Origin of the sequence: Micromonospora sp. NPDC085948 (assembly GCF_040686315.1) — a bacterium.
In the GTDB taxonomy this organism is placed as follows: Bacteria; Actinomycetota; Actinomycetes; order Mycobacteriales; family Micromonosporaceae; genus Micromonospora.
Map to the genome: position 1 here is coordinate 22,364 of NZ_JBFBJW010000015.1, position 23,719 is coordinate 46,082.

The 23,719-nt window shown below is 71.2% G+C and carries 23 protein-coding genes; 13 read left to right on the forward strand and 10 right to left on the reverse strand.

The window, feature by feature from the left end:
• Positions 1-111 precede the first annotated feature (111 nt).
• Positions 112-1,896, forward strand: coding sequence for a family 43 glycosylhydrolase (locus AB0O48_RS28410; protein ID WP_357572849.1), 1,785 nt, complete (start codon positions 112-114; stop codon positions 1,894-1,896).
• A gap of 400 nt (positions 1,897-2,296) precedes the next feature.
• The gene (locus AB0O48_RS28415) at positions 2,297-3,634 is read left to right on the forward strand and encodes an endo-1,4-beta-xylanase (protein ID WP_357572848.1); all 1,338 of its coding nucleotides are present in this window, start codon (positions 2,297-2,299) and stop codon (positions 3,632-3,634) included.
• Positions 3,635-3,724: 90 nt separating this feature from the next.
• Here AB0O48_RS28415 and AB0O48_RS28420 read toward each other — a convergent pair whose 3' ends face one another.
• The 3 genes from AB0O48_RS28420 to AB0O48_RS28430 form a co-directional block, all read right to left on the reverse strand.
• Complete coding sequence (locus AB0O48_RS28420) at positions 3,725-6,652, reverse strand: glycosyl hydrolase (RefSeq protein WP_357572839.1); 2,928 nt, start codon at positions 6,650-6,652, stop codon at positions 3,725-3,727.
• A gap of 156 nt (positions 6,653-6,808) precedes the next feature.
• Positions 6,809-7,216: a hypothetical protein gene (locus tag AB0O48_RS28425; protein WP_357572838.1), complete on the reverse strand. Its 408-nt coding sequence runs from the start codon at positions 7,214-7,216 to the stop codon at positions 6,809-6,811.
• 40 nt (positions 7,217-7,256) lie between these two features.
• Positions 7,257-7,949 (reverse strand): DUF1223 domain-containing protein, encoded by a 693-nt coding sequence (locus AB0O48_RS28430; RefSeq protein WP_357249564.1) that lies wholly within the window; start codon positions 7,947-7,949, stop codon positions 7,257-7,259.
• 129 nt (positions 7,950-8,078) lie between these two features.
• On the opposite strand from AB0O48_RS28430, the gene AB0O48_RS28435 reads away from it, so the two are divergent.
• Positions 8,079-8,381 (forward strand): GNAT family N-acetyltransferase, encoded by a 303-nt coding sequence (locus AB0O48_RS28435; RefSeq protein ID WP_357572837.1) that lies wholly within the window; start codon positions 8,079-8,081, stop codon positions 8,379-8,381.
• A 44-nt stretch (positions 8,382-8,425) separates the two neighbouring features.
• Here the strand turns inward: AB0O48_RS28435 and AB0O48_RS28440 are convergent, their stop codons facing one another.
• Entirely contained in the window at positions 8,426-9,352 is a 927-nt protein-coding gene (locus AB0O48_RS28440) for a 5'-3' exonuclease (protein WP_357572836.1), read from the reverse strand.
• Between the two features lie 58 nt (positions 9,353-9,410).
• On the reverse strand, positions 9,411-9,638 hold the full coding sequence (locus AB0O48_RS28445; protein WP_357249556.1) for a hypothetical protein: 228 nt from the start codon (positions 9,636-9,638) through the stop codon (positions 9,411-9,413).
• A 215-nt stretch (positions 9,639-9,853) separates the two neighbouring features.
• Here AB0O48_RS28445 and AB0O48_RS28450 point away from each other — a divergent pair, with 215 nt between their 5' ends.
• Positions 9,854-10,501: a hypothetical protein gene (locus tag AB0O48_RS28450; protein WP_357249553.1), complete on the forward strand. Its 648-nt coding sequence runs from the start codon at positions 9,854-9,856 to the stop codon at positions 10,499-10,501.
• 55 nt (positions 10,502-10,556) lie between these two features.
• Here the strand turns inward: AB0O48_RS28450 and AB0O48_RS28455 are convergent, their stop codons facing one another.
• Positions 10,557-11,822, reverse strand: coding sequence for an MFS transporter (locus tag AB0O48_RS28455; protein ID WP_357572835.1), 1,266 nt, complete (start codon positions 11,820-11,822; stop codon positions 10,557-10,559).
• Positions 11,823-11,902: 80 nt separating this feature from the next.
• On the opposite strand from AB0O48_RS28455, the gene AB0O48_RS28460 reads away from it, so the two are divergent.
• Entirely contained in the window at positions 11,903-12,790 is an 888-nt protein-coding gene (locus tag AB0O48_RS28460; RefSeq protein WP_357572834.1) for a winged helix-turn-helix transcriptional regulator, read from the forward strand.
• A gap of 37 nt (positions 12,791-12,827) precedes the next feature.
• Here the strand turns inward: AB0O48_RS28460 and AB0O48_RS28465 are convergent, their stop codons facing one another.
• Positions 12,828-14,195 carry a glycosyl hydrolase family 18 protein gene (locus tag AB0O48_RS28465; protein WP_357572833.1) on the reverse strand — a complete coding sequence of 456 codons (1,368 nt, stop codon included), beginning with the start codon at positions 14,193-14,195 and terminating at the stop codon, positions 12,828-12,830.
• Between the two features lie 200 nt (positions 14,196-14,395).
• Between AB0O48_RS28465 and AB0O48_RS28470 the strand changes: the two genes are divergently transcribed.
• The 3 genes from AB0O48_RS28470 (at position 14,396) to AB0O48_RS28480 (ending at position 17,260) form a co-directional block, all read left to right on the forward strand.
• Positions 14,396-15,505, forward strand: a complete 1,110-nt coding sequence (locus AB0O48_RS28470; RefSeq protein WP_357249542.1) for a Xaa-Pro peptidase family protein — start codon at positions 14,396-14,398, stop codon at positions 15,503-15,505.
• A complete protein-coding gene (locus tag AB0O48_RS28475) occupies positions 15,502-16,644 on the forward strand; it encodes an acyl-CoA dehydrogenase family protein (RefSeq protein WP_357249539.1) in 1,143 nt (380 codons plus the stop codon). Before AB0O48_RS28470 ends, AB0O48_RS28475 begins: the two co-directional genes overlap by 4 nt.
• A gap of 109 nt (positions 16,645-16,753) precedes the next feature.
• On the forward strand, positions 16,754-17,260 hold the full coding sequence (locus AB0O48_RS28480; RefSeq protein ID WP_357249536.1) for an Lrp/AsnC family transcriptional regulator: 507 nt from the start codon (positions 16,754-16,756) through the stop codon (positions 17,258-17,260).
• Here AB0O48_RS28480 and AB0O48_RS28485 read toward each other — a convergent pair.
• Entirely contained in the window at positions 17,190-17,801 is a 612-nt protein-coding gene (locus tag AB0O48_RS28485; protein ID WP_357249533.1) for a histidine phosphatase family protein, read from the reverse strand. The two genes, AB0O48_RS28480 and AB0O48_RS28485, sit on opposite strands and share 71 nt — an antisense overlap.
• A 156-nt stretch (positions 17,802-17,957) precedes the next feature.
• On the opposite strand from AB0O48_RS28485, the gene AB0O48_RS28490 reads away from it, so the two are divergent.
• The 3 genes from AB0O48_RS28490 (at position 17,958) to AB0O48_RS28500 (ending at position 19,489) form a co-directional block, all read left to right on the forward strand.
• Entirely contained in the window at positions 17,958-18,152 is a 195-nt protein-coding gene (locus AB0O48_RS28490) for a CsbD family protein (RefSeq protein WP_124856785.1), read from the forward strand.
• Positions 18,153-18,226: 74 nt separating this feature from the next.
• The gene (locus tag AB0O48_RS28495; protein ID WP_357249529.1) at positions 18,227-18,562 is read left to right on the forward strand and encodes a YnfA family protein; all 336 of its coding nucleotides are present in this window, start codon (positions 18,227-18,229) and stop codon (positions 18,560-18,562) included.
• A 63-nt stretch (positions 18,563-18,625) separates the two neighbouring features.
• Positions 18,626-19,489, forward strand: coding sequence for a polysaccharide deacetylase family protein (locus AB0O48_RS28500; RefSeq protein ID WP_357572832.1), 864 nt, complete (start codon positions 18,626-18,628; stop codon positions 19,487-19,489).
• A gap of 3 nt (positions 19,490-19,492) precedes the next feature.
• On the opposite strand, the gene AB0O48_RS28505 is transcribed toward AB0O48_RS28500, so the two are convergent.
• A complete protein-coding gene (locus AB0O48_RS28505; protein WP_357572831.1) occupies positions 19,493-20,437 on the reverse strand; it encodes an NADP-dependent oxidoreductase in 945 nt (314 codons plus the stop codon).
• A 151-nt stretch (positions 20,438-20,588) separates the two neighbouring features.
• Here AB0O48_RS28505 and AB0O48_RS28510 point away from each other — a divergent pair, with 151 nt between their 5' ends.
• A complete protein-coding gene (locus AB0O48_RS28510; RefSeq protein ID WP_357572847.1) occupies positions 20,589-21,098 on the forward strand; it encodes a helix-turn-helix domain-containing protein in 510 nt (169 codons plus the stop codon).
• A gap of 6 nt (positions 21,099-21,104) precedes the next feature.
• On the opposite strand, the gene AB0O48_RS28515 is transcribed toward AB0O48_RS28510, so the two are convergent.
• Entirely contained in the window at positions 21,105-22,511 is a 1,407-nt protein-coding gene (locus tag AB0O48_RS28515; RefSeq protein WP_357249520.1) for a lysine 2,3-aminomutase, read from the reverse strand.
• A gap of 154 nt (positions 22,512-22,665) precedes the next feature.
• Between AB0O48_RS28515 and AB0O48_RS28520 the strand changes: the two genes are divergently transcribed.
• The gene (locus AB0O48_RS28520) at positions 22,666-23,715 is read left to right on the forward strand and encodes a zinc-binding alcohol dehydrogenase (RefSeq protein WP_357249690.1); all 1,050 of its coding nucleotides are present in this window, start codon (positions 22,666-22,668) and stop codon (positions 23,713-23,715) included.
• The last annotated feature ends 4 nt before the right edge of the window (positions 23,716-23,719 follow it).

The following is a 23,719-nucleotide window of genomic DNA, read 5'->3' on the forward strand; positions in this document are numbered from 1 at the left end:
ACTCGTCGACTCGACGCGGACCTCGCGCACAGCGCACTCTCTCTGGGAGTAATCGTGAAGGTGAGAACCCGAGCCACCACCACCCCCACCCTCAGGCGGGCCGTCGCCTGGCTGGCGAGCCTCGTCTGCGTCCTCGCACTGGTCCCGGCCAGCGCCGTCAAGGCGGACAATCCGATCGTTCAGCACGTGTACACCGCTGATCCGGCCCCGATGGTCCACGACGGCCGGGTGTATCTGTACACGGGTCATGACGAGGACGGGTCGACGAATTTCACGATGCGTGACTGGCGGGTGTTCTCGTCGGCGGACATGGTGAACTGGACCGATCATGGATCGCCGATGAGTCTGGCGACGTTCGCCTGGGCGGATGCCAACGCGTGGGCCGGTCACGTGGTCGCGCGCAACGGGAAGTTCTACTGGTACGTGCCGGTCCGGCAGCGGTCGAACGGACAGATGGTGATCGGCGTCGGCGTGGCGGACAGCCCGACGGGGCCCTTCCGGGACGCGCTCGGTCGGCCCCTGGTGGGCAACAACGAGATCGACCCGAACGTGTTCGTCGATGACGATGGGCAGGCGTACCTGTACTGGGGTAATCCGGGTCTGTGGTACGTCCGGCTGAACGCGGACATGATCTCCTACTCGGGCAGCGTGACGCGGATTCCGTTGACGACCGCGGGTTTCGGCACTCGGACGGGGAACGCCTCTCGGCCGACCCTGTACGAGGAGGGGCCGTGGGTGTTCAAGCGCGGCGGGTTGTACTACAACGTGTTCGCGGCGGAGTGTTGTTCGGAGTTCATCGCGTACTCGACGGCCCCCGGTCCGACCGGGCCGTGGACGTACCGGGGGACGATCATGCCGCGGCAGGGCGCCAGCTTCACCAATCACGCCGGGGTCGTCGACTTCAACGGTGGCTCGTACTTCTTCTATCACAACGGGGCGTTGCCCGGTGGAAGTGGTTACACCCGGTCGGTGGCGGTGGAGAGGTTCTCCTACACCTCCACCGGGATGTTCCCGACGATCACGATGAGCACGACCGGTGCGCCGCAGGTGGGGACGCTGAACCCGTACGTGCGCCAGGAGGCCGAGACGATCGCGTGGGGCTCGGGGATCGAGACGGAGGTCGCCAGCGAGGGCGGTATGAACGTCGGGTGGATCGAGAACGGCGACCACGTCAAGGTCAAGGGCGTCGCCTTCGGCGCGGGCGCGACGTCGTTCACCGCACGGGTCGCCTCGGCCACCAGCGGTGGGCGTATCGAGGTCCGCCTCGACAGTGCCAGCGGCCCGGTCGTGGGCACCTGCACCGTGGGCGGCACGGGCGGCTGGCAGACCTGGACCAGCACGACCTGCGCGGTCACCGGCGCCACCGGCACCCATGACCTGTACCTCCGCTTCGCCGGCGGTAGCGGCAACCTGTTCAACATCAACTGGTGGCAGTTCGGCGGCACCGGCGGCAGCGGCACCGTGCTCACCAACGGTGACGTGGAGAACGGCACGACCGGCTGGGGTGTGCACGGCAGCGGGACGCTCTCCCGGAACACGTCGGTCGCCCACGGCGGCAGCGGGTCGCTGTCGATCACCGGCCGGACCGGGGCGTGGAACGGCCCCGGCCAGGACGTGACCTCGAAGCTCACCAACGGCAAGAGCTACACCACGAACGTCTGGGTACGGGCGCAGAGCGGCACGCCGTCGGCCAAGGCGACCCTGTCGCTGACCGCGAACGGTACGACGAACTACGTCCAGCTCACCCCGGCCGTGGGGGTGAACGTCAACGGTTGGACCCTGCTCACCGGCACGACGACCGTGTCGTGGAGCGGCACGCTGTCCAACGCGACCTTCTACGTCGAGACGGCGGCGGGCACCGACAGCCTCCTCGTCGACGACGCCTCGTTCCAGTGACGCGTGCTGCCGGAGCCGGCTGCGGACGGCTCCGGCAGCACAACCCCGGCCGGGATGACCGGAGCGGCCCGCCCGCGACGGCGGATCGTTACGACTTGACGAACGGCATGTTATCGCTCACAGTCGATGTTTGAGGGCGGCCGCACCTGTGGTTCACCGGGCGAGCCTGCTGGTCGCACCTCGGAGCACAACGTCCGCCCAGGGCATGCCGGACGTCGTGTCGGGGTCTCCCACCACCGGTGCCGTGCTGGCGACCGGGCTCTCGTTCGTCCTGGTGTCGCCACCGCGAGCCGACCCGTCTCCATCACCGAACCACCACAGACAAGGAATTCGCATGAATCACAAGAGAGTCCTGCGATTGGCGGTGACCGTCGCTGCCACCGGCGCACTCGCCGCCGGAATGACGATGACGCTGACCTCCACGGCCAGTGCCGGCACGACCCTGAAGGCGTCGGCGGCCGAGAAGGGCCGTTACTTCGGCGCGGCCGTCGCGGGGCAGAAGCTGTCCGACAGCACGTATGTGACGATTCTGAACCGCGAGTTCAACAGTGTCGTGGCCGAGAACGACATGAAGTGGGACGCGACCGAGCCGCAGCAGGGTCGGTTCAACTACACCGGTGGTGACCGGCTGGTCGCGCACGCGCAGGCCAATGGTCAGAGTGTGCGGGGCCATGCGCTGTTGTGGTATCAGCAGCAGCCGGGTTGGGCGCAGAACATGTCCGGCAGTCCGTTGCGCAGCGCGATGATGAACCACGTCACGCAGGTCGCGACCCACTTCAAGGGCAAGATCCATTCGTGGGACGTGGTGAACGAGGCGTTCGCCGACGGTAACAGCGGTGCGCGGCGTGACTCGAACCTGCAGCGCACGGGCAACGACTGGATCGAGGCGGCGTTCCGGGCGGCGCGGGCCGCGGATCCGGGTGCGAAGTTGTGTTACAACGACTACAACACCGATGGGATCAACGCGAAGTCGACGGGTATCTACAACATGGTGCGGGACTTCAAGTCCCGTGGTGTGCCGATCGACTGTGTGGGGTTCCAGTCGCACCTGGGCACGTCGTTGTCCAGTGACTACCAGGCGAATCTGCAGCGTTTCGCCGATCTCGGTGTGGACGTGCAGATCACCGAGCTGGACGTGATGAGTGGCGGCAACCAGGCCAACATCTACGCCGGGGTTACCCGCGCGTGCATGAACGTCTCGCGGTGCACCGGTATCACCACCTGGGGTGTGCGCGACTGTGACTCGTGGCGTGGGTCGGACAACGCCCTGCTCTTCGAGTGCAGTGGTAACAAGAAGGCCGCGTACACGAGCGTCCTGAACGCCCTCAACGCCGGCCCGGGCATCACCCCGTCGCCCACGACGCCGGGGCCGACGACCCCGGGGCCGACGAGCCCTCCGCCGACGAGCCCGTCGCCCACGACTCCTCCGCCGACGACCCCTCCGCCGGGTGGTTGCACGGCATCGGTGTCACTGAACTCGTGGACCGGTGGTTTCGTGGCCAGCGTGAAGGTCACCGCCGGCGCGGCCGGCACGAACGGCTGGAACGTCAGCGTCACGCTGCCCAGCGGTGCGAGTGTCACCAACACCTGGAGTGCGACGGCCAGTGGCTCCACCGGCACGGTCCGGTTCACCAACGTCAACTACAACGGCCAGCTCGGCGCCGGCCAGGTCGCCGAGTTCGGCTTCCAGGGCACCGGCAGCGGGGCTGGCATCACACCCACCTGCGCCGCCTCCTGACCGAGCACGACTGACCGACCCGTCCCCGTCGGCCGGTGTGCGGGACCGTTCCTGGTCCCGCACACCGGCCGTTCGCGGTGCACGAGCCGATCAGGAGTACGGCAGCCGCACCACCGACTGGTTGCCGATGCCCACGGTGCTGGGGTTGTTGCCGATCGCGGACCAGATCTCCACCCGGACCGTGCCGTTGCTCAACGTGCCCAACGTGCCGGTGGCCGAGGCCAGGCCGGCGCTCTGGGTGTAGCGCTCGTAGCCGGGCACCGGGTCGGTGGCGAAGTACCGCAGGGTCTCCACCCGGTCCCAACTGCCGTTGCCGGTGAGGTCGTAGGAGATCCGCACCTGCACACCGTTGCCGACCGCCGTCCCGGCATCCACGAGCAGGTCGAACGCGGTCTGCCCACCGGAGTAGGCGAGGTTCAGGCCGGTCGCCGTGAAGACCTGCGCGTTGGTGGGCGTACCGTCGTGGTTGCCGTTGGCTGCCGCGACCGTCGTCGTGGCCGCGCTACCGGCCGCGCCCAGCCCGCCCCCGGGCAGCAGGTACCGGGTGGGACCGCCCGTCGCCGGCGGCGTCGTGGTCGGCGGAGCGGTGGTCGGTGGGGCCGTCGTCGGTGGGGCGGTCGTCGGTGGGGCCGTGGTCGGTGGGGCGGTCGTGGGTGGGGTGGTCGGCGGTACGCCGCCGGACGCGTTGCCACCACTCCAGGTGTACGCCCCGGTGGTGGCCGTCCGGCCCGCCGCCACGGTGAGTCTGGTGCCGTTGGAGAACGTCACGGTGATCGGCGCGGCGGTCGGGTTCGAGGCCACGTAGGTGCGTGCCCCGTTGCGGGAGAACACCGCCGACAGCGGGTGGTTGCCGGTCACCGTCGGGTCGACGGACCCGAGGGCCGCGAGGTTGCGGATCCAGTGGAAGGTGTGTGCCCGGCTCTCGCCCTCCTCCGGGGTGTAGCCGGGGTTCGCGCGGAGGTTCGCCAGCGCCGCGTCGGGGTCACCGAGGGCCTGGAACTGCCAGAGGATGTCCTGCCACACCGTCGGTTGCCCGCCGTTGTTGCGGACCAGTTCGGCGTAGTTGGTCCGCACGTACGCCGGGTTGTTGCCCAGGTAGAGGTGTCCACCGGTGACCGGCAGCAGGTTGATGCCCTGGATCATCTCCGGTTCGCCGCTGAACCAGGTGGCGTACGCGCCGCCGTCGCCCCAGACCATGCCGACCGTGGAGTGCCCGAAGGCGGCGGGGAAGTTCTGGTCGCTGGAGTCGAACCAGTACTCCTGGATGGCGGCGGCCTGCGTGGTGTAGAGGAAGACACCGGCGTCACGGACGGCGGTGTTGCCGGTGACCTGCCCCCACTGGATCAGGGCGTTGGCGAAGTTCATCCCCTCGGACGAGGACTCCTGGTTGTTTCCGGAGCCGAACGAGCCGTGCCCGGACGCCCAGTCGTGGCCGGCGTAGATGTCGAAGTCCCGCAGGTAGGGGAAACGGGTGTCGCCGCGCTGGTAGTTGTTGGCGTCGCGGATCAGCAGGTCCACCATGCCGCCGTAGCGGCTGGCGGTGGCCCACGTCGGGTCGAACTTGGCGAGCGTGGCGGCGGCGGCGATGAAGTAGCCGTAGTGGAAGTGGTGGTCGTTGAGTTCCTGGTCGGAGCCGTACGACGCCGGATAGCCGATCAGGGTGCCCCAGTTGTTGTCGTAGTAGAAGACCCGGCTGGTCTTGCCGCTGGACGCGGTGAACCAGTCGGTGAGCGTGCCGCGGATGGCGTTCAGCGCGCTGTCGCGCGTCGTGGTGTCGTTGACCTGGTCGGCGATCTCGGCGATCCGGGCGGCCCGGCCCAGCCCCTTGCCGGTCCAGTACGTGTCGGTGCCGCGCTGGTCCATCGGGTTCGCGCGGGTGGCCGCGAGCTGGCTGTTCAACGTGGCCAGGTCGCTTCCGCTACCGTCGCCGACGGCCGGCAGCTCCGGCAGGACGCCCTGGAAGGTCATGGCGGTGCGGAACTGGTTGACGCCGGTGAGCACCTTCATCCGGCCGCGCGCCGACGGGTAGGTCGGGGTGATGGCGGTGGACCCGCTCAGCGACTTCCACTGGTGCGGGTAGAGGCTGACCACGGTCTGCGTGGCGGAGCCCTCCCGGGCGGTCGTGGTGAACGCGTACGTGGTGGTCAGGCCGCTGGTCGACGGGTTGTACGCGTACGACACCTGGGTGCCGGTCACGTGGGCGTGGGCGTACCGGCCGTAGGTCGCGGCCAGGTCGGCGCGCTCCGTGGCGCTGGACGTCGGTGGCAGCAGGGCCACGGAGAAGTAGCCCCGACCGGCGAGGGTGGACGAGATCCGGCCACCGGCGACGGTCCAGCTGGCGCCGCTGGGCGCGTACGCGACGTAGTCGTGCCCGTTGACCCGGAACCCGATGGTGGCGCCGCTGGCGGACCACACGTCGGGGGTGCCGGCGGTGCCGATCACCGCGTCTCCGCCGGTGGTCTGGAAGTACGCGAAGGGCAGCCCGTGGCCGATGGTGGCGCGCATGGTGCGGGTGCCGTCGCTCCAGTGTGGGCTGACCGTCCAGTCGGTCCAGCCGTCCACCCTGACCTGGGGTGCGCCGAGCCCGGCCACGCCGACCCGGATGTCCTGCACGTACGGGTAGTGGTACTCACCGACGCCGGTCGCGGTGCCGCTGATGGTGGGCGTGGAGTTGGCGGAGAAGCCCAGGCCGTCGGTGAAGGTGTCGTACGAGATCGGGTGAGCGTGCAGTGGTTCGCTGAAGGAGCAGTCGGTGCGCTTCCACAGCAGCGAGGACCACCAGTCGTTCGTGGGGATCGGCCCGGCGGGCGCGTTGGCGGTGGCGAACTGTCGGGGGTTGCTGGCCATCGCGCCGCAGCCGCTGGGGAGCGCGCCGACCGGGGTGGTGGTGTAGCTGCCGGCGCCGACAGGTGCGGCCTCGGCGGCGCGGCTGACGGGGATCGTGAGACCGCCGACGACCAGGGCCAGGGCGGTCGCGATGGCCAGGGCCCAGCGGCGGTGGGGGACGGGAGGTTTCATGGTGCCTCCATCGCGCGCCGGGGTGCGGCAGGTGCCGGGTCCGACGCGTTGCGTCTGAATTAGGGAGAAGGTCAGGCGAGAGAGCGCTCTCACGGCAACGGTAGTGGAGCACCTAGATCCCCGTCAATGTGTCAAACCCGTTGCGTGCGGATGTCGCTAACCGCCAGCGCCCGCGTCCGACGCGACGACCGGCGCGCCGCCGTCGTCGAGGTCGCCCAGGAGCGCCTCGGGCGCGCGCATCCGCCACGCGTCGGTCACCAGCTCGCGCAACCGCTCGACATCGACCGCCGCCAGCCGCACCAGCACCAGGGGCAGTCCGGCGTAGCCGGGCGTGGTGAAGAAGAGCTCGGGCTCGCCGAGCACGAGCGCCTGCTTCTCGGCCTCGTCGCCGACGAACAGCACGGCGATGTCGAGTCGGATCACCCGGGGCTGTCCGGGGACGCGCTCCGGGTAGGACCAGATGAAGCCCTTGTCCGCCACCCGGAAGTCGAAGCCGTCACTCGGGATCTCCACCGTGTGCGGCAGGGCCAGCGCCACCCGGCGTACGTCGTCGGCGTCAGCCACCAAGGCCCCCCGCACCACACACGATCAGCATGTGCCGAGATTACGCGGTGGACAGGTCGACGGCGGTGGCGCCGAGGACGGCCCGGTTACCGTCCTCCTGCACGTAGCCGACCACCGAGGCCCCGCGAGGATCGAGATCGGGTGGTGTCGCCACCTCCACCCGTCCCCGCTCGGCGCGCAGGTCCACCGACGTGAAGGCGCGGACGACGTTGTCCTGTCGCAGCGTCCGCCCGGCGTTCTCCCCCCGGGCGATCTCGCTGTCCAGCCCACGTTCCACGATCGCCACGTGCAGCACCGCGCCCTCCGGCGGCGGCGCGCTCTGGTAGTCCACCGCCACCCGTCCGCCGAGGTCCTCCGCCCGGAGCGTGACCGCCGTGGTGGCGCTCGACGCCAGGGCGGACGCGATCGCACCCGCCGCACGCCGCCGGTCCGATCCGACGAACTCGACGGTGCCGTTGACGACCATCTGCGGTGTGTACAGACGCCCGGTGCCAAAGGCGCGGGCGTACGCCTCCTGCCGTGCGGTGTACGCCGCGTCCGCGAAACGGTCGGGCCAGCCCAGGTCGTCCCAGTAGTCGACGTGGAATCCGAGGGCGAAGACCGGCTGTCCCCGATCCCGGGCGTCCCGCTCGATCTCGGTCAGCACCTCTTCCGCGGGAGGGCAGCTCGAGCAGCCCTGCGAGGTGAACATCTCCACGACGGCGAAGCCGAGGTCTGTCGACGGGTTCGTCACCTGGCACGCCTCCTCCCGCGTCTCGACCGGCGGCGGTGCGTTTCCCGTTACCGCCGGGACAATGCGCGCGGCGTCACCTGACCTCGGCCGCGCGGTGAGCGGTGGCGGGGCGGGTGATTGGATGACCGGATGCAGATCACCGTGACAGACGCGCCGGAGCGGGAGCGATTCGAGGCGCGCGACGAGGCGGGGACGATCGCCGGGTTTGTCACCTACCAGTTGACCGGCAGCATCATCGCCTACACCCACACCGAGGTCGACCCGGCGTTCGAGGGCAGGGGCGTCGGCTCGACCCTGGCCCGCGCGGTGATGGACGACGCACGGGCCAGGAAGCGGACGGTCGTACCCATCTGTCCGTTCCTCGCCGACTGGCTGGTCAAACACCCGGAGTACGAGGGCATCGTGGTCCGGTCCACCCGAAAGATCAAATAGAGTGCGACGAGCCTGACCCGCGGTCGGCGCGGCCGCCTCGACGGTCAGGCGTCGGCGCGGGCGGCGAGGGCGTCCACCAGCCGGCGGGTGGAGCCGGCCAGGTTCCAGCGGCCGGCGAGTTCGAGCAGCCGGTCCGGATCGACAGGAGCGGTCGGCAGCGCGGTGGGCAGTTCCGGCAGCGGCACGTCCAGCGCGACCCGGACCACCGTGGGCGCGACGGCCAGGTAGTCGCGGGCCGCGGCCAGCTTGGTACGCAGGCCCGGTGCGAACGACGAGTCGGAGTCGTCGAGCGCGGCCAGGATGCCGGCGATGTCGCCGTAGCGCTCGATGAGCCGGGCCGCGGTCTTCTCGCCGACGCCCGCCACGCCGGGCAACCCGTCGCTGGGGTCGCCGCGCAGCGCGGCGAAGTCGGCGTACCGGTCGGCGGACACGCCGTATCGGGACCGGACCGCCGCGTCGTCGCAGTCGTCGAGCTTGCTGACGCCGCGCCCCACGTAGAGCAGCCGGACCGGCCGCGCGTCGTCGATGAGCTGGAACAGGTCCCGGTCGCCGGAGACCACCTCGACCGGGCCCGGCTGGGTGACCGAGAGCGTGCCGAGCACGTCGTCGGCCTCGTAGCCGGTCGCCCCGACGGCGGTGATGCCGACCGCGGCGAGCACCTCCAGGATCATCGGCACCTGCGGGGACAGGGTGTCCGGGACGATCTCGCCGCCCTGCGGGGCGACCCGGTGTGCCTTGTAGGACGGCAACAGCTCGACCCGCCAGGCGGGACGCCAGTCGTGGTCCAGGGCGCAGACCATCCGGTCGGCGCCGCGTCCGCGGATGAGGGTGGCGAGCATGTCGAGGAAGCCACGCACCGCGTTGACCGGGGTGCCGTCCTCGGTGCGGGCGGTGGACTCCGGGATGCCGAAGTAGGCCCGGAAGTAGAGACTGGCTGCGTCGATCAGCAGGATCGGGGGTTGGTGTGCCACGCCGGACAGCCTGGCACAAGCCTCCGACGATCCGGGGTACGCCCGGCCGTCGGCGGTGTCAGCGCCGCTCGTCGTGCCGGTAGACGGTCGCGCGCCGGGCCAGGTGCTGCACGACGTAACTGGTCACCAGCAGCAGGATCGCGACAAGCACCTCGACCCAGGCCGCGACGCCGTCGGCCACGGTGACACCGATGATCAGCAGGACCAGGCCGACGAGCGCGAGCACTCCCGCCCACAGTTGGCGGCGTCGGCGGGTCGCCGCCCGGTCCTCCTCGTTCGGTGCCACGTGATCCTCCCGGCCGGCGACGCCCGCGCGGGCATCCCGGATCCAGGCTATGGCCCCGTCCGCCCGTTCGAACGGGAAATCACGGTGCCTGTGGGTGGCCCGGCCACGCCGTCGCGTCGGGGCAGCCAGGTCGGATCGTCATCGATACGCTCGTCGCGCAGCCGCGTCAGGACGGACCCGGCAGCCGGCCGGGTGCCGTGACGCGGGGAGAGTCGATGGACGAGTCGGGGGCGCGCCGAGCAGAGCTGCTCACTCAGGTGCGAGCCGTGTTGGCCCCGGGCGAGACCCTGCGGGAGGCGTGCTGGGTGGGCCGCGTCCCGGGCCGCCGGTCGGCGGGGGAGGTGTTCCGTGCGGCGTTCAACCCGCTGCGGGTGGCGGAAGGGCTGGCCGGTGACGCCGTCGGGGTGACCGCATCCACCGGGCCGGGGGTGGAGTGGTACGAGGCGGCCCGCAACGGGGTGCTCGGCGGTCCGCCGGGTTCGTTGGCGGTCGGGCTGGACGAGCAGTTGCCCGAGCCCAGCGTGGTGCGCGTGCTGGCGTTGACACACCGCCGGGTGTTGGTGCTCCGCCGCCGCGCGCGACCGGTCGGGACGCAGCTGGCCGCCGGTGGCGGTCTGCGGGATCGCCTGTCGGCGGCGGCCAGCCAGGTGCGGGCGGCCTGGCAGGGACCCGGCCCGGTGGACCGCCACGCGCCACTGGAGGTGGCCTGGCAGGTGGGTCTGGAGTCGTTGGTCCGCCTCGACGCGCTGCCCGGCGGCATGCTCGGGCGTCTCGCCCTGCTCTTCGTGGACGGGTCGTGGATCGTGCTCGGCCCGCCGGACTCCGCGACCGCGTTGCGGATGGCGGCGGCGCGCGCCGGGTGATCCGCACGGCCCTCGTGGCCGCGGCTGGCCGAGAGTGCCTCCTGCGGTGCCGCCCTCACCGCCGAACGGCGGTGACCGGCGACGCGACGGGGCGCGGTTCGTCGTGGTCGGTGAGGTCGCGCAGGTGGCGGACGGGGGAGAGCAACAGCACCAGCGGCGCGCACACCAGTGTCGCCGCGAAGACGAACAGGGTGGCGCGGGCGCCGAGCGGGCCGGCCAGCGCGCCGGCGACCAGCCCGCCGACCGGGATCGCGCCCCAGGAGACGAACCGTACGGTGGCCATCACCCGGGAGAGCAGCTCGGGCGGGCTGGCGATCTGCCGGTACGTCCGGGTGGTCACGCTCAGCACCACCGTCCCGAGGGAGAAGACGACGCTGCCGGTGGCGAAGGCGGCGTACGCCGGCCAGCCGGTGCCCCAGGGGAGCAGGAACGAACCGGCGACCGTGGTGAACGCGGCGGCGAGCAATGCTCGGGCGGTGCCGATCCGCGCGGTGATGAGCGTGGTGAGCGCGGCCCCGACCAGTGCCCCGACTCCCTCGACGGCGAGCAGCACCCCGACCAGGCCGGCTGGTGCGTTCAGCTCGCGGAAGAGGTAGAGCGGGAAGAGTGCCAACTGTGCGCCGCAGACGAGGTTCATCGCCGTCGCGGCCCACATGCTCGGTCCGATCACCGGGTGGTGCGCGACGAAACGCCAGCCGGCGCGGATCAGCTCGCCGACCGGCGGCCAGCGGTCCGGCGCGTCGACCCGACCGGCGGGCAGCGTGCGCAGCAGTGCCGCCGAGACGAGGTAGCTGGCCGAGTCGACGAGCAGGGTGGGCACCGCGCCGAGCGTCTGCACCGCGAGCCCGCCGAGGGACGGGCCGCTGAGCAGGGTCACGGCGTGGGTGCCCGACGTGAGGCTGTTGCGCGACTGCAACTGCTCCCGTTCCACGATGCTGGGCAGGAAGGTCGAGTTGGCCACGTCGAAGAGCACGTTGGCGAAGCTGACCACGAGCGCGGTGACCACCAGGTGGGCGACGGTGAGGTGCCCCCACCACCAGGCAAGAGGTATGGACGCGACGGCGACCGCGCGGGCCAGGTCGGCGCCCACCTGGGCGCCGCGCAGCGGCAGGCGTTGCACGATGACGCCGGCGGGTAGCCCGATCACGAGCCAGGCGACGTAGCTGGCCGCGGTGATCACGCCCAGCTGGAACGCGGAGGCGTCGAGCACGGTGAGCGCGGTCAGCGGCAGGGCCACCGAGCCGACCGCCGATCCGACCATGCTGGTCGTGCCGGCGGTCCACCAGCGCCAGAAGGCTCCGGCCCGATCGTCGACGCGCATGTCGTCGGCCCCCGTTCGTCGAACCAGTGCGTTCCAATCTGGAACGCACTATAGTCGGTGGGGACCGACGGAGGTAAAGGGTGCGGCGAGAGGATCTCGCCGATGCGGACTGCGGCATCGCGCAGGCGCTCGGCGTGCTGGGGGATTGGTGGACGTTCCTCATCGTGCGCGACGTCGCCGGGGGAACGACCCGCTTCGACGCGCTGCAACGCGAGCTGGGCGTCAGCCGGCGGGCGTTGACCGAACGCCTCGCCGCCCTGGTGCAGCACGGGGTGCTGGAGCGTCGGTCCTACTCGCGGCACCCACCGCGCTACGACTACCTGCTCACCGTTCGGGGCGAGGGGCTGCTGCCGGTGCTGATCGCCCTACAGGACTGGGGAACGAGGCATCTCATGGGTGACGGCGAGCTGACCGCGACGGCCGACGCCGACTCCGCCGAGGCGCAGCGGGCGCACCACCTGGTCGGGCGGCGACTGCCCGAGGTAGCCCTGCCCGGTCCCGGCGGTCGGCCGGTCGCGTTGGCCACGATGGACACCTGGGCGGTCCTCTACCTCTTCCCCGGGGCGTACGCGCCGGGAACGCCCGGCTACCCGCCGGGCTGGGGGGAGATCCCCGGCGCCCGGGGCTGCACCCTGGAGTCGCGCACGTACGCCACGCGTCACTCGGACTTCCAGGCCGCCGGGGTACGGGTGCACGGGATCAGCACCCAGCGCCCGGACCAGCTCGCCGACTTCGCCGCGTACGCCGAACTGCCGTTTCCGCTGTTGTCCGACGAGGATGGCCGCCTGGCCGCGGGCCTGCTGCTGCCGGTCTTCCGGGCCGGCGGGGTGACCCGGTTCAAGCGGCTGACGCTGCTCGTCGACCCGACGGCGGTGGTGCGCGCCGTGCAGTTCCCGGTCACCGACCCGGCCGGCTCGGTGCAGGAGATGCTCACCCTGGCCCGGGAACACGCGGCGGTCCCCGGCTGACGCCTGGGCGTCGACCGGGGACCGGGGACCACGCCGGTCAGGCCGGGAGCGTCCAGCGCTGGTTGGCGCCGGCGAAGCAGTCCCAGATCTGCAGCCGGGTTCCGTCGGCGGAACTGTTGTCCGTGACGTCCAGGCACTTGTTCGACTGCGGGTTGCGCAGGGTGCCGTTGGACTGCGCCTGCCACACCTGGGCGCCGCTGCCGTTGCACTCCCAGAGCTGGACCTTCGCGCCGTTGGCGGTGGAACCACTGGCGATGTCGGCGCACTTACCGAGGGCCCGCAGCGTGCTGTCGCCGGCCACCGTCCACGTCTGCGCGGTGGTGCCGTTGCAGCCGTAGAGCTGGATGGCGGCGCCGTTGGCGGTGCTGGCCGCGGCCACGTCGACGCACTTGCCGCCGAGGCCGGTGATCCGGCCGGTACGCCCGGTCGGCGGCGGGGTGGTGCCGCCCATGATGGTGTCGTACATGGCGCTGAGCAGTGAGGTCGAGCCGCTGGTGTCCTGGCTCAACTCCCAGTTCATCACGCCGCCGGCGTTGGCCAGCGCCCACTGCGTCTTGCGCTTGACCGTCGGGATGCCGTTCCAGCACTGCTGCGACCCGCCGATGGTGGCGCAGTCCCGGTTGGCGTTCGCCGGGTCCAGGCCGACGATGTACGAGTAGTTGTAGTACACCGGGCGGCTGTAGAAGGGGATGCCGAGCACCGCCTTGCTGGCCGGCAGACCGCGCGCCTTCCACAGGTTGATGCTGTTGATCGACCAGTCGTAGTTGGCGTGTGGGCTGCCGCCGTCGTACGCCATGATGTTGAGCCAGTCGACCTGGTTGAAGACGGCGGTCTGCACGCCCTGCACGCTGCCGCCCTCGGAGACCACGGCGGCGGTGAGCAGCTTGCCGCGGCTGTGCATGGCGCTGCCGAGCTGCGTCATGAGCGCCGTGTAGTTGTTGGCCGAGGTGCCCGGGTCGGGGTACTCCCAGTCCATGTCGACGCCGTCGAGGTTGTACTGGTTGACGAAGTTGACCAGGTTGTTCACGAAGTTGGTCCGGCTGCCGGAGTTGGCCGCCAGGGCTTCGAAGGCCGAGTCGTTGCCGTCGTTCCAGCCGCCGACCGCGATCGAGACCTTGACGTTGTTGGCGTGTCCCTGCGAGACCAGCGAGGACAGCCGGCCCCCGTCGACTCCCTGCAGGCTGCCGTCGGCGTTGGGCAGGATGAAGGCGTAGTTGATGTGGGTGAGCTTGTTGTACTGGATGGTGTTGATGTTGCCGGCCCAGGAGGGCATGTAGCCGACGCTCTTGAAGTTGTTCGGCAGCACCACGGCCTGCGCGGCGGTGGAGGTGACGGTGAGGGTGGCGCCGGCGGTGGCCAGCGCGAGGAAGCCGGCGGCGAGGGCGCGGCGCAGTGGTGAGGACATCGGGGGCCTTCCCGTGGGCGGGGGACGACACCCGCCCACGCGGGTTGTCGCGGACGGGCGGTGCGGGACGCAGGAACGGGTGGGCCTCGAGGCAGCCAAATCTTAAAGAGTGTTAACTGTCCGCGTCAATCAACATCTGTGAATTCCCCGACACTGGTGCCGATATGGGGGTTTACCCAAACGACCGTTAAGCTGATGGCGTGGGACTCGACGAGCTGTACCCGCCGGACCGGCTGATCGCCGCGCAGCGCGCCACCGCCGCTGCGGGGCTGGACGCCCTGCTGCTCACCCCCGGTTCCGACCTGCGGTACCTGACCGGCTACGACGCCCACGCGGGGGAGCGACTGACCTGCCTGGTGCTGCCCGCCCAGGGCGAGCCGACCCTCATCGTGCCCACGCTGGAACGCCCGGCGGCCGAGGCGGCACCGGCCACCGGCGTCCGCATCGTCGACCACCTCGACGGCACCGACCCGTACCCGCTTGTCGTCGCCGCCCTCGACGGCCCGCCGGCGGCGGTGGGGCTGGCCGACCGGATGTGGGCCGAGCAGGTCCTCGCGCTGCGGGCCGCCCTGCCCGGTGCCGCGCAACGCCTCGCCGGCGAGGTGCTGGGCGAGCTGCGCGTGCGCAAGTCCCCGGCGGAGGTGGCCGCGCTCGCCGAGGCCGGCGCGGCGATCGACGAGGTGCACCTGCGGATGGGGCAGTGGCTGCGCCCGGGGCGCACCGAGGCCGAGGTCGCCACGGACATCGCCGCGGCGATCCGGGCCGCCGGACACGTCCGGGTCGACTTCGTCATCGTGGCGGCCGGGCCGAACGGCGCCAGCCCACACCACGGCACCTCGGACCGGCCGATCGGCGTCGGAGAGCCCGTGGTGGTCGACATCGGCGGCACGATGGCCTCGGGATACCGCTCGGACTGCACCCGCACCTACGTGGTGGGCGGGCCGGCGCCGGCGGACTTCCTGGACTACTACGCGGTGCTGCACGACGCCCAGCGCGCCGCCGTCGCCGCGGTGCGGCCTGGGATCACCGCGACGGCCGCCGACGCCGCGGCCCGGGACCCGATCGCCGCCGCCGGCTACGGCCGCGCGTTCCTGCACCGCACCGGCCACGGCATCGGTCTGGACGGTCACGAGGAGCCCTACCTGGTGGCGGGCAACGACCGCCCGATCGAGGCGGGGATGGCGTTCTCCATCGAGCCGGGCGTCTACCTGGCGGGCCGGCACGGCGCCCGCATCGAGGACATCGTCGTCTGCACCACAGACGGCGTGCAACGGCTCAACACCACCCCCACGGAGCTCATCGCGCTATGACTGTCGACCGGATCCTCCCCACCGACGAGGCCCACGACCTGCTGGGTCTCGCCACCGAGCTCGCCGACCGCGAGCTCGCGCCGAACGCCACCGCCTTCGAGGAGCGCGCCGAATTCCCCCGCGGCGTACTCCGGACCCTGGGCCGCGCCGGCCTGCTCGGCCTGCCCTACCCCGAGGAGTACGGCGGCGCGGCCCAGCCCTACGAGGTCTACCTGCAGGTGCTGGAGATCCTGGCCAGCCGCTGGCTCGCGGTCGCCGAGGCGGTCAGCGTGCACACCCTGTCCTGTTACCCGGTGTTCGCGTTCGGCACCGACGAACAGCGCAAACTGCTGCCGGACATGATCGGCGGCGAGCTGCTGGGCGCGTACTGCCTCTCCGAGCCGCAGGGCGGCTCGGACGCGGCCGCGTTGAGCACCCGGGCGGTTCGCGACGGGGACGCGTACCTGGTGTCCGGCACCAAGGCGTGGATCACCCACGCGGGGACGGCCGACTTCTACAACATCTTCTGCCGCACCGGGGGACCCGGGCCGAAGGGGATCTCCTGCCTGCTCGCCGACGCGGGCACGGCCGGCATTCAGCCACAGGCCGCCGAGCGGACGATGGGACTGCGCGCCTCGCCGGTGGCGCAGATCGTCTTCGACGAGGCGCGGGTGCCGGCGGACCGGCTGATCGGCGGCGAGGGCGCCGGCTTCACCATCGCCATGTCCGCGCTCGACTCCGGTCGCCTGGGCATCGCCGCCTGCGCGGTGGGGCTGGCCCAGGCGGCGCTGGACTACGCGGTGTCCTACGCCCGGGAGCGGCAGCAGTTCGGCCGCTCCATCATCGACTTCCAGGGCCTCGGGTTCCTCCTCGCCGACGCGGCCACCCAGATCTCCGCCGCCCGCGCGTTGACCCTCGCCGCGGCCCGGCTGCGCGACGCCGGCCGCCCGTACGCGATCGAGGCGGCCAAGGCGAAGCTCTTCGCCACCGACATGGCGATGCGGGTGACCACCGACGCGGTGCAGGTGCTCGGCGGCGCAGGCTACGTGGCCGATCACCCGGTGGAGCGGTACATGCGTGAGGCCAAGGTGTTGCAGATCGTGGAGGGCACCAACCAGATCCAGCGCCTGGTGATCTCCCGGGCCCTCGCCCAGGGCTGAGGTCGGCCTGTGCTGGTGGGGCCGCGGCGAAGCCGCCGCGGCCCGCCGCTCGGGTGCCGCGTAGGGCGCTGCGTCGCCGTGCGGCGGTTTTCCCGGTAGGTTGCACGCCGTGGAGGAGATCGACCGCGCTATCGTCGCCGCGCTGACCGCCGACGGCCGACTGTCGTACACCGACCTGGCCGAGAAGGTGGGGCTGTCGGTGTCCGCCGTGCACCAGCGGGTGCGCCGGCTGGAGCAGCGTGAGGTGATCAAGGGGTACGCCGCGCGGGTGTCGTTCGAGGCGCTGGACCTGCCCCTGACGGCGTTCGTGGCGATCCGCCCGTTCGACCCGTCGCAGCCGGACGACGCGCCGGAGCGTCTCGCGCACCTGCCCGAGATCGACTCCTGCTACTCCGTGGCGGGGGAGGACTTCTACATGTTGTTGGTGCGGGTGGCCAGCCCCACCGACCTGGAGCGGTTGCTGCAGGAGATCCGCACCTCGGCCAACGTGACGACCCGGACGACCGTGGTGCTGTCCACCCCGTACGAGAACCGGCCGCCGAAGGTCACCGCTGCGGTATCGAGTCGGTCGCGGTCCCGGGCGCCGGAGGAGCCGGCTGGTTCCACCGCAGGATGACCTGCCGGCCGTGCTCGTGACCGAGCGCGCTGACCGTGGCGGTTTCCAGGCGCAGTCGTCCGCCGGCGGACGGGGGCAGGCCGATCCAGCGAGCGCCGAGCACGCGCAGGCTGTGCGCGTGGCCGACAAGCGCGACGGTGCCACGGTCGAGCAGTGGGGTGACCCGGGCCAGCACCCGGTCGAGCCGTTCGCCCACCTGCGCGGGTGACTCTCCGCCGGGGCAGCCGTCGGTCCAGATGTTCCAGTGCGGGTCGTCGGCGTGGATGTCGACGGTGGTGCGGCCCTCGTACTCGCCGTAGTTCCACTCGCTGAGGTCCTCGTCGACCCCGTCGACGGTGAGCCCGGCCAGCTGCGCGGTGCGCAGCGCCCGGGCGCGGGGGCTGGCCAGCACTGTCGCGAACCGCCGGCCGGCGAGGAACGCGGCGAGGGTGCGGGCCTGCCGCTCGCCGTCGGGGGTCAGCTCGAGGTCGGTGTACGAGGTGTGCCGGAGGCTGGCGCTCCAGGTGGTCTCGCCGTGCCGGATCAGCAGGAGCTCTCCCATACGGCCAGTTAACCATCGCGGCCGTTGCCGGCAGGCGACCCTCCCTCAACCTATCTTCCTAGGATGCCTGAGCGGGTGTGCCGACCGGCACCACCGGTTTCGGCACCCGGAGACCGGGCAAGCGAACGAGGACAACCGCCAGACCGAGGAGGCGCGATGAGCTTCACCGAGAAGGCCAAGAACAAGGTCGAGCAGATGGCCGGCGCAGCACGTGAGCGCGTCGGCGACATGACCGACAACGAGCGGATGCGTGGCGAGGGCGCCAGCCAGGAGAGCGACGCGCGCGCCAAGCAGGCCGGTCAGAACGTCAAGGACGCCGGTCGCAACATGAAGGACTCCTTCACGAAGTGACCTGAGCGGTCCACGGGTCCCCGGGCGGCATGACCGCCCGGGGACCTGTCGCGTGCTGCGGTTAGTGTCGGCCGGTGACCGTGCTGCGTTCCCTGGTGTTGTTCGCGCTGGCCGCGGTGGCCGAGATCGGCGGCGCCTGGCTGGTCTGGCAGGGCTGGCGGGAGCAGCGTGGGCTGTGGTGGATCGCCGCCGGCGTGGTGGCGCTGGGCTGTTACGGCTTCGTCGCCACGTTCCAGCCGGACGCGAACTTCGGCCGGATTCTGGCCGCGTACGGCGGGGTGTTCGTGGCCGGCTCGTTGGGCTGGGCGATGGTGGTCGACGGTTTCCGTCCGGACCGGTGGGACCTGGCCGGTGCGGCGCTGTGCCTGCTCGGCGTGGCGGTCATCATGTACGCCCCCCGCGGTACCTGAGACCCTTGCCGCCCTGCGCTTCGGGGACGGTGAGCGTTCTTCGCTTCTGCGATGATCGGCGGCGTGAATCGACCTCGGCTTCGCTTCCGGTGGGGCGTACTGGTGGCGGCGGCTGTCCTCGGCAGCGCCGCGTGCTCGGCGTCCCGGGTGCCCCCGACGGAGCGCCCGGCCTTCGTCGGCTCGTCCGCCACCACTGCGGCCCCGTCGGCCAGCGCCGCCGCACCGGCTGTCCCGGGTGCGACGCGGGTGGGGACCCGGGCACCGGTGGTGGATCACGGCCCGCGTACCGGCGCCAAGGTCGCGTTGACCTTCGACGCGGACATGACCGACGGCATGCTGGCCAGCCTGCGGGCCGGCCGCGTGAAGTCGTACGCGAACCTGCGCATCCTCGACCTGCTGGAGCGGGAAGAGGTGCCGGCGACGTTCTTCCTGACCGGCAAGTGGGTGCAGCGGTATCCGGATGTGGCGCGGCGGATCGCCGGCAATCCGCGCTTCGAGTTGGCCAACCACACCTACGGGCACGCGGCGTTCACCGCTGACTGCTACGACCTGCCCTCGCTGCCGGTGGACAAGTTGGCCGCCGACGTGGCGAAGACGTTCGAGGTGATCAAGCCGTACGGGGGTCGGCAGACCCGGTACTTCCGTTTTCCGGGGTTGTGCCACGACGCGGCGACCCTGGATGCCCTGGCGCCGCTGGGTGTGACTGTCGTCGACGGGGACGTGGTCAGCGGCGATCCGTTCGCGACCGCGTGGAAGCCGCTGGTGCGGGCGGTCCTGGACCACGTCCGCCCCGGGTCGGTCGTGATCATGCATGTGACCGAGGCGAACGCGGCGATGACCGATGAGGCGTTGCCGCACATCCTGGCCGGGCTGCGGGAGCGCGGGCTGGTGCCGGCGCCGTTGTCCGAGGTGCTGGCGAAGGGCTGAGGCTCAGCTTTCCGGTACGTCGTCGACGGTCAGGACGATCTTGCCGCGGCGGGATCCGCGCTCGGCCGTCTGGTGTGCGTCGGCCGCCTTCTCCAGGGGGAAGGTCGCCTCGATCGGCACCCTGAACCGGTCCTCGGCGAACAGTTCGGCGACGGCGCCGAGACCGTGCCGGCCGTCGGGCTCACCGGCCAGTTGGCCCATGGACAGGCGGATGCCGTACGTGGGGGCGGTGAAGTCGGCGAGGGTGACCACTGCTGTGGGGTCGTCGGTGAGGCGGAGCAGTTCGCTCAGGGACCCGGCGCCGGCGACGTCGAGGGCGCGGTCGATCCGGGTCACTCCCAGGGCGTCGAGGCGGTTGGTGAGGTCGGGGCCGTAGGTGACCGGTGTCGCCCCGAGCTGGCGGAGGAAATCGTGGTTCTCGGCGCGGGCGGTGCCGATGACGTGGACGCCACGGGCGGCGGCGAGTTGGACGGCGATGCTGCCGACACCGCCGGCGGCGCCGTCGAGGAGGAGCGTCATGCCGGGCCGCAGGTCCAGCAGGTCGAGGGCCCGGGTGGCGGTCTCGATGCTGGTGCCCGCGGCGCCCGCCTGGGCCCACGGCATGGCGGTGGGCTTGTGCGCCCAGAGCTGGAGTACCGCGAACTGTGCACTGGCGCCGCCGAGCCGGGCCAGTTCGACGATGCCGAAGACGTGGTCGCCGACTGTCACGCCGTCGACGTCGTCGCCGATCTCGTCGACGATTCCGGCCGCGTCGACGCCGGGGATGTGTGGCAACGGTAGCTGGGCGCTCATCGGGGTGCGGCCGGAGCGGAGGCCGACGTCGACGGGGGAGACCCCGGCGGCGTGGACACGGATGCGGATCTGGTCGGCCCGCGGTTGTGGCGCGTCGGTGGTGCCGAGGTGGAGTACGTCGGGACCGCCGAACTGGTTGTACTGCACGGCGAACATCAGGGGCTCCTCTGCCTGGTTGACATGGTGGTAGTCGTACCGTAGGCCGGAAACGGAGCAGCTGTTCCGCTGTGGGGTCAAGTGAGAGTGGGGCGAATCGGGGATGTCTCAGATACGGCGTGCTGATGCCCGGTTCAACCGTGATCGGGTGATGGCGGCGGCTCGGGAGGCGTTCGCGTCGGCGGGGCTCGAGGTGCCCATGCGGGAGGTGGCGCGACGGGCGGGGGTTGGTGTGGCGACCCTGTACCGGCACTTCCCGACGCGTACGGAGTTGGTGGCGGCGGTCCTGGCCGAGCGGGTGGACGACTGCGGTGTGCGGATGCGCCGGGCGCTCGACGACCCGGACCCGTGGCGGGCGTTGTCCGGCGTGGTGCGCGAGTTCGCTGAGCGGCAGATCCATGACCGGGAGCTCAACGAGGTGCTGTTGGGGCCGGGTGAGTTGGGTGCGGCGTTTCAGCGGGAGCGGCGGGAGCACGCGCAGGCGTTGAACGTGCTGGTGGTGCGGGCGCGGGCCGCGGGTGTGCTGCGCGACGGCGTCGGCGCGGACGAGGTCCGGGCCGGGCTGCTGGCCATCGCGTCGCTTCGGCGGTTGCCGGCGACGACGAGCGTCCGGGTGATCGGTCTGGTGGCGGACCTCGTCGTCGCCGGTATCCGTGCCTGACGGTCGTCAGTCGTCGCGGTGGGCGGTCCACCACTGCTGGCCGTCGGCCGGGAGGGTGTCGATCGGGTCGTAGTAGGCGTAGCGCTTGTTGAGCGCCTCCAGGTCGGCGGATTCGATGGAGGTGCGGTAGTTCTTGGTCCAGTAGGAGATGCCGCGCTCGCGGTCGTAGTCGGTGAGCATGTGCACCCAGCGTTTGCCGACGAAGGGCACGTCGCAGACGATGCGGGGGGTGGCGTAGCCGGGGAGGTAGCCCATGATGTCGTGCTGGAGTTGCTGGGCGTGCCAGACCGGAACCCGCCAGTGTTCGGCGTTGGGGATCATGTCGCACATGTAGAAGTAGTACGGCAGGATCCCGGCTTCGCCCTGGAGGGCGAAGCAGAGGTCGAGCAGTTCCGGGGTGGTGGCGTTGACGCCGCGCATGAGGACGCCCTGGTTGCGGACGTCGCGGACGCCGACGTCGAGGGCGGTCTGGGCGGCCCTGGCGACCAGTGGGGTGAGCGACTGGGCGTGGTTGACGTGGGTGTGGATGGCGAGGTTGACGCCGCGGCGGGCGGCGGTGCGGGCGACGCGTTCCAGGCCTTCGACGACGTCGGGTTGCAGCCAGTGCTGGGGGAGGCCCATGAGGGCTTTGGTGGCGAGCCGGATGTCGCGGACCGTTTCCAGTTCCAGCAGGCGCATGAGGTACGACTCGAGGTTGCGCCAGGGGACGTTGGCGACGTCGCCGCCGGAGACGACCACGTCGCGGACGCCGGGGTGGGCCTTGAGGTAGGCGATGTGGGCGTCGTAGCGGTCGACGGGCTTGAGGGTGAGCTTGAGTTTGTCGACGGCGGGGGTGGAGTTGCCGACGAGGTCCATGCGGGTGCAGTGCCCGCAGTACTGGGGGCAGGTGGAGAGCAGTTCGGCGAGGACCTTGGTGGGGTAGCGGTGGGTGAGGCCTTCGGCGACCCACATGTCGTGCTCGTGGAGGCTGTCGCGGCTGGCGTAGGGGTGTGAGGGCCAGTCGGTGCGTCGGTCGGAGGCGACCGGGATCATGTAGCGGCGGATGGGGTCGGCGAGCAGCGCCTCGGTGGTGGGGGTCGCGAACGGCACCATCGTGTTGATCATTTGGGGTGGCACCAGCATGGACATGGTGGCCATGGCCTGCTGGTCGGCCTCGAGGTCGGCGTAGAAGGTGTCGTCGACGAGGTCGCCGAGGACGGCGCGGAGCTGCTTGGTGTTCTTGACGCAGTTGACGCGTTGCCACTGGGCGGATTCCCACTGGTCGCGGGTGATGTGGCGCCAGCCGGGGAAGCGGGTCCAGTCCGGTTCGACCAGGGGGCGGCGGTGGTATTCGTAGGGCTGCCCGGCGGTCGGTACGGCGACCGGGGCGTGACGGGGTTGAGGGATGGTCTCAACCGGTTGGGTCTGGGTCACGGCCCCTCCTCGGTGTTACGGCTGATCAGCAAGGCCCGAAGGCTACTGGAAAATATTCGGTGCAGAAACTAGTCTGCCGTAAGTTTTCCCGTTACGCGAGCCTTGACCGGGGGGCTTCGGGCGGCGGCTGGGGGAGGTTGGCGTGACGTCACCGGTGGGCTTGCACCGTGTCGTGCAACCGGCGGGGGTGCTGCCGCAGGCGGCGTGGCGCCTGGACGCGTCGGCGGCGATCGGGCCGAACGAGGTGCGGATCCGGGTGCAGCGGCTCAACCTGGACGCGGCGAGCTTCCGGCAGTTGTCGGAGAAGCACGGTGGGGACGGCGCCGCGGTCCGCGCCGAGGTGTTGGAGATCATCTCCACCCGGGGGAAGATGCAGAACCCGGTGACCGGGTCCGGCGGCATGCTGATCGGCACGGTCGAGGAGGCCGGCCGGCGTTCCCCGCTCGGGCTCAGGGCGGGGGAGCGGGTCGCGACCCTGGTGTCGTTGACGCTGACGCCCCTGGTGATCACCGACGGGTTGGCCCGCTGGGACGGGCGCAGCGAGCAGGTGCCCTGTGACGGGTGGGCGATCCTGTTCGCGCGGTCCATCGCCGCGGTGCTGCCCGACGACGAGGATCCGCAGTTGTCCCTGGCGGTGCTGGACGTGTGCGGGGCGCCCGCGCTGACCGCCCGGGTGGTGTCGCGCTACGTCGAGGAGCGCGGTCGCCTCGGTGACCCGACGCCGGTGCGGGTCGCGGTGATCGGCGGGGCGGGCAAGAGTGGGTCGCTGTCGCTCGCCGCGGCGCGGCGGGCCGGTGCCGCGCGTACCGTCGGGGTGGTGCCGGTGGCGGCGGAGCGCGACGCGCTGACGGCTGCCGGCCTGGCGTCGGTGGTGGCGTTGGCCGACGCGCGGGACCCGGTGGGGTTGTCCACGGCGGTGACCACGGCCCTGGGGGCGCCGGCGGACGTCACGGTGGTGTGCGTGGACGTGCCGGGGTGTGAGCACGGGGCGGTGTTGGCCACCGCGGACGGCGGCACGGTGATCTTTTTCTCGATGGCGACGAGCTTCTCCGCGGCGGCGTTGGGCGCCGAGGGGTTGGCGGCGGACGTGACGATGCTGGTGGGCAACGGGTACGTGCCGGGGCACGCGGAGTTGGCGCTGGGCCTGTTGCGGGCCGAGCCGGGCGTGCGTCAGCTTTTCGCGGCGCGGATCGCGGCAGACTGAGAGT

Excerpts from the sequence above, each read along its gene's own strand:
- AB0O48_RS28415 (WP_357572848.1), top strand. The coding sequence starts at position 2,297 with ATGACGATGACGCTGACCTCCACGGCCAGTGCCGGCACGACCCTGAAG.
- AB0O48_RS28420 (WP_357572839.1), bottom strand. The coding sequence starts at position 6,652 with ATGAAACCTCCCGTCCCCCACCGCCGCTGGGCCCTGGCCATCGCGACC.
- AB0O48_RS28435 (WP_357572837.1), top strand. The coding sequence starts at position 8,079 with ATGCAGATCACCGTGACAGACGCGCCGGAGCGGGAGCGATTCGAGGCG.
- AB0O48_RS28450 (WP_357249553.1), top strand. The coding sequence starts at position 9,854 with ATGGACGAGTCGGGGGCGCGCCGAGCAGAGCTGCTCACTCAGGTGCGA.
- AB0O48_RS28455 (WP_357572835.1), bottom strand. The coding sequence starts at position 11,822 with ATGCGCGTCGACGATCGGGCCGGAGCCTTCTGGCGCTGGTGGACCGCC.
- AB0O48_RS28465 (WP_357572833.1), bottom strand. The coding sequence starts at position 14,195 with ATGTCCTCACCACTGCGCCGCGCCCTCGCCGCCGGCTTCCTCGCGCTG.
- AB0O48_RS28475 (WP_357249539.1), top strand. The coding sequence starts at position 15,502 with ATGACTGTCGACCGGATCCTCCCCACCGACGAGGCCCACGACCTGCTG.
- AB0O48_RS28485 (WP_357249533.1), bottom strand. The coding sequence starts at position 17,801 with ATGGGAGAGCTCCTGCTGATCCGGCACGGCGAGACCACCTGGAGCGCC.
- AB0O48_RS28490 (WP_124856785.1), top strand. The coding sequence starts at position 17,958 with ATGAGCTTCACCGAGAAGGCCAAGAACAAGGTCGAGCAGATGGCCGGC.
- AB0O48_RS28505 (WP_357572831.1), bottom strand. The coding sequence starts at position 20,437 with ATGTTCGCCGTGCAGTACAACCAGTTCGGCGGTCCCGACGTACTCCAC.
- AB0O48_RS28510 (WP_357572847.1), top strand. The coding sequence starts at position 20,589 with ATGGCGGCGGCTCGGGAGGCGTTCGCGTCGGCGGGGCTCGAGGTGCCC.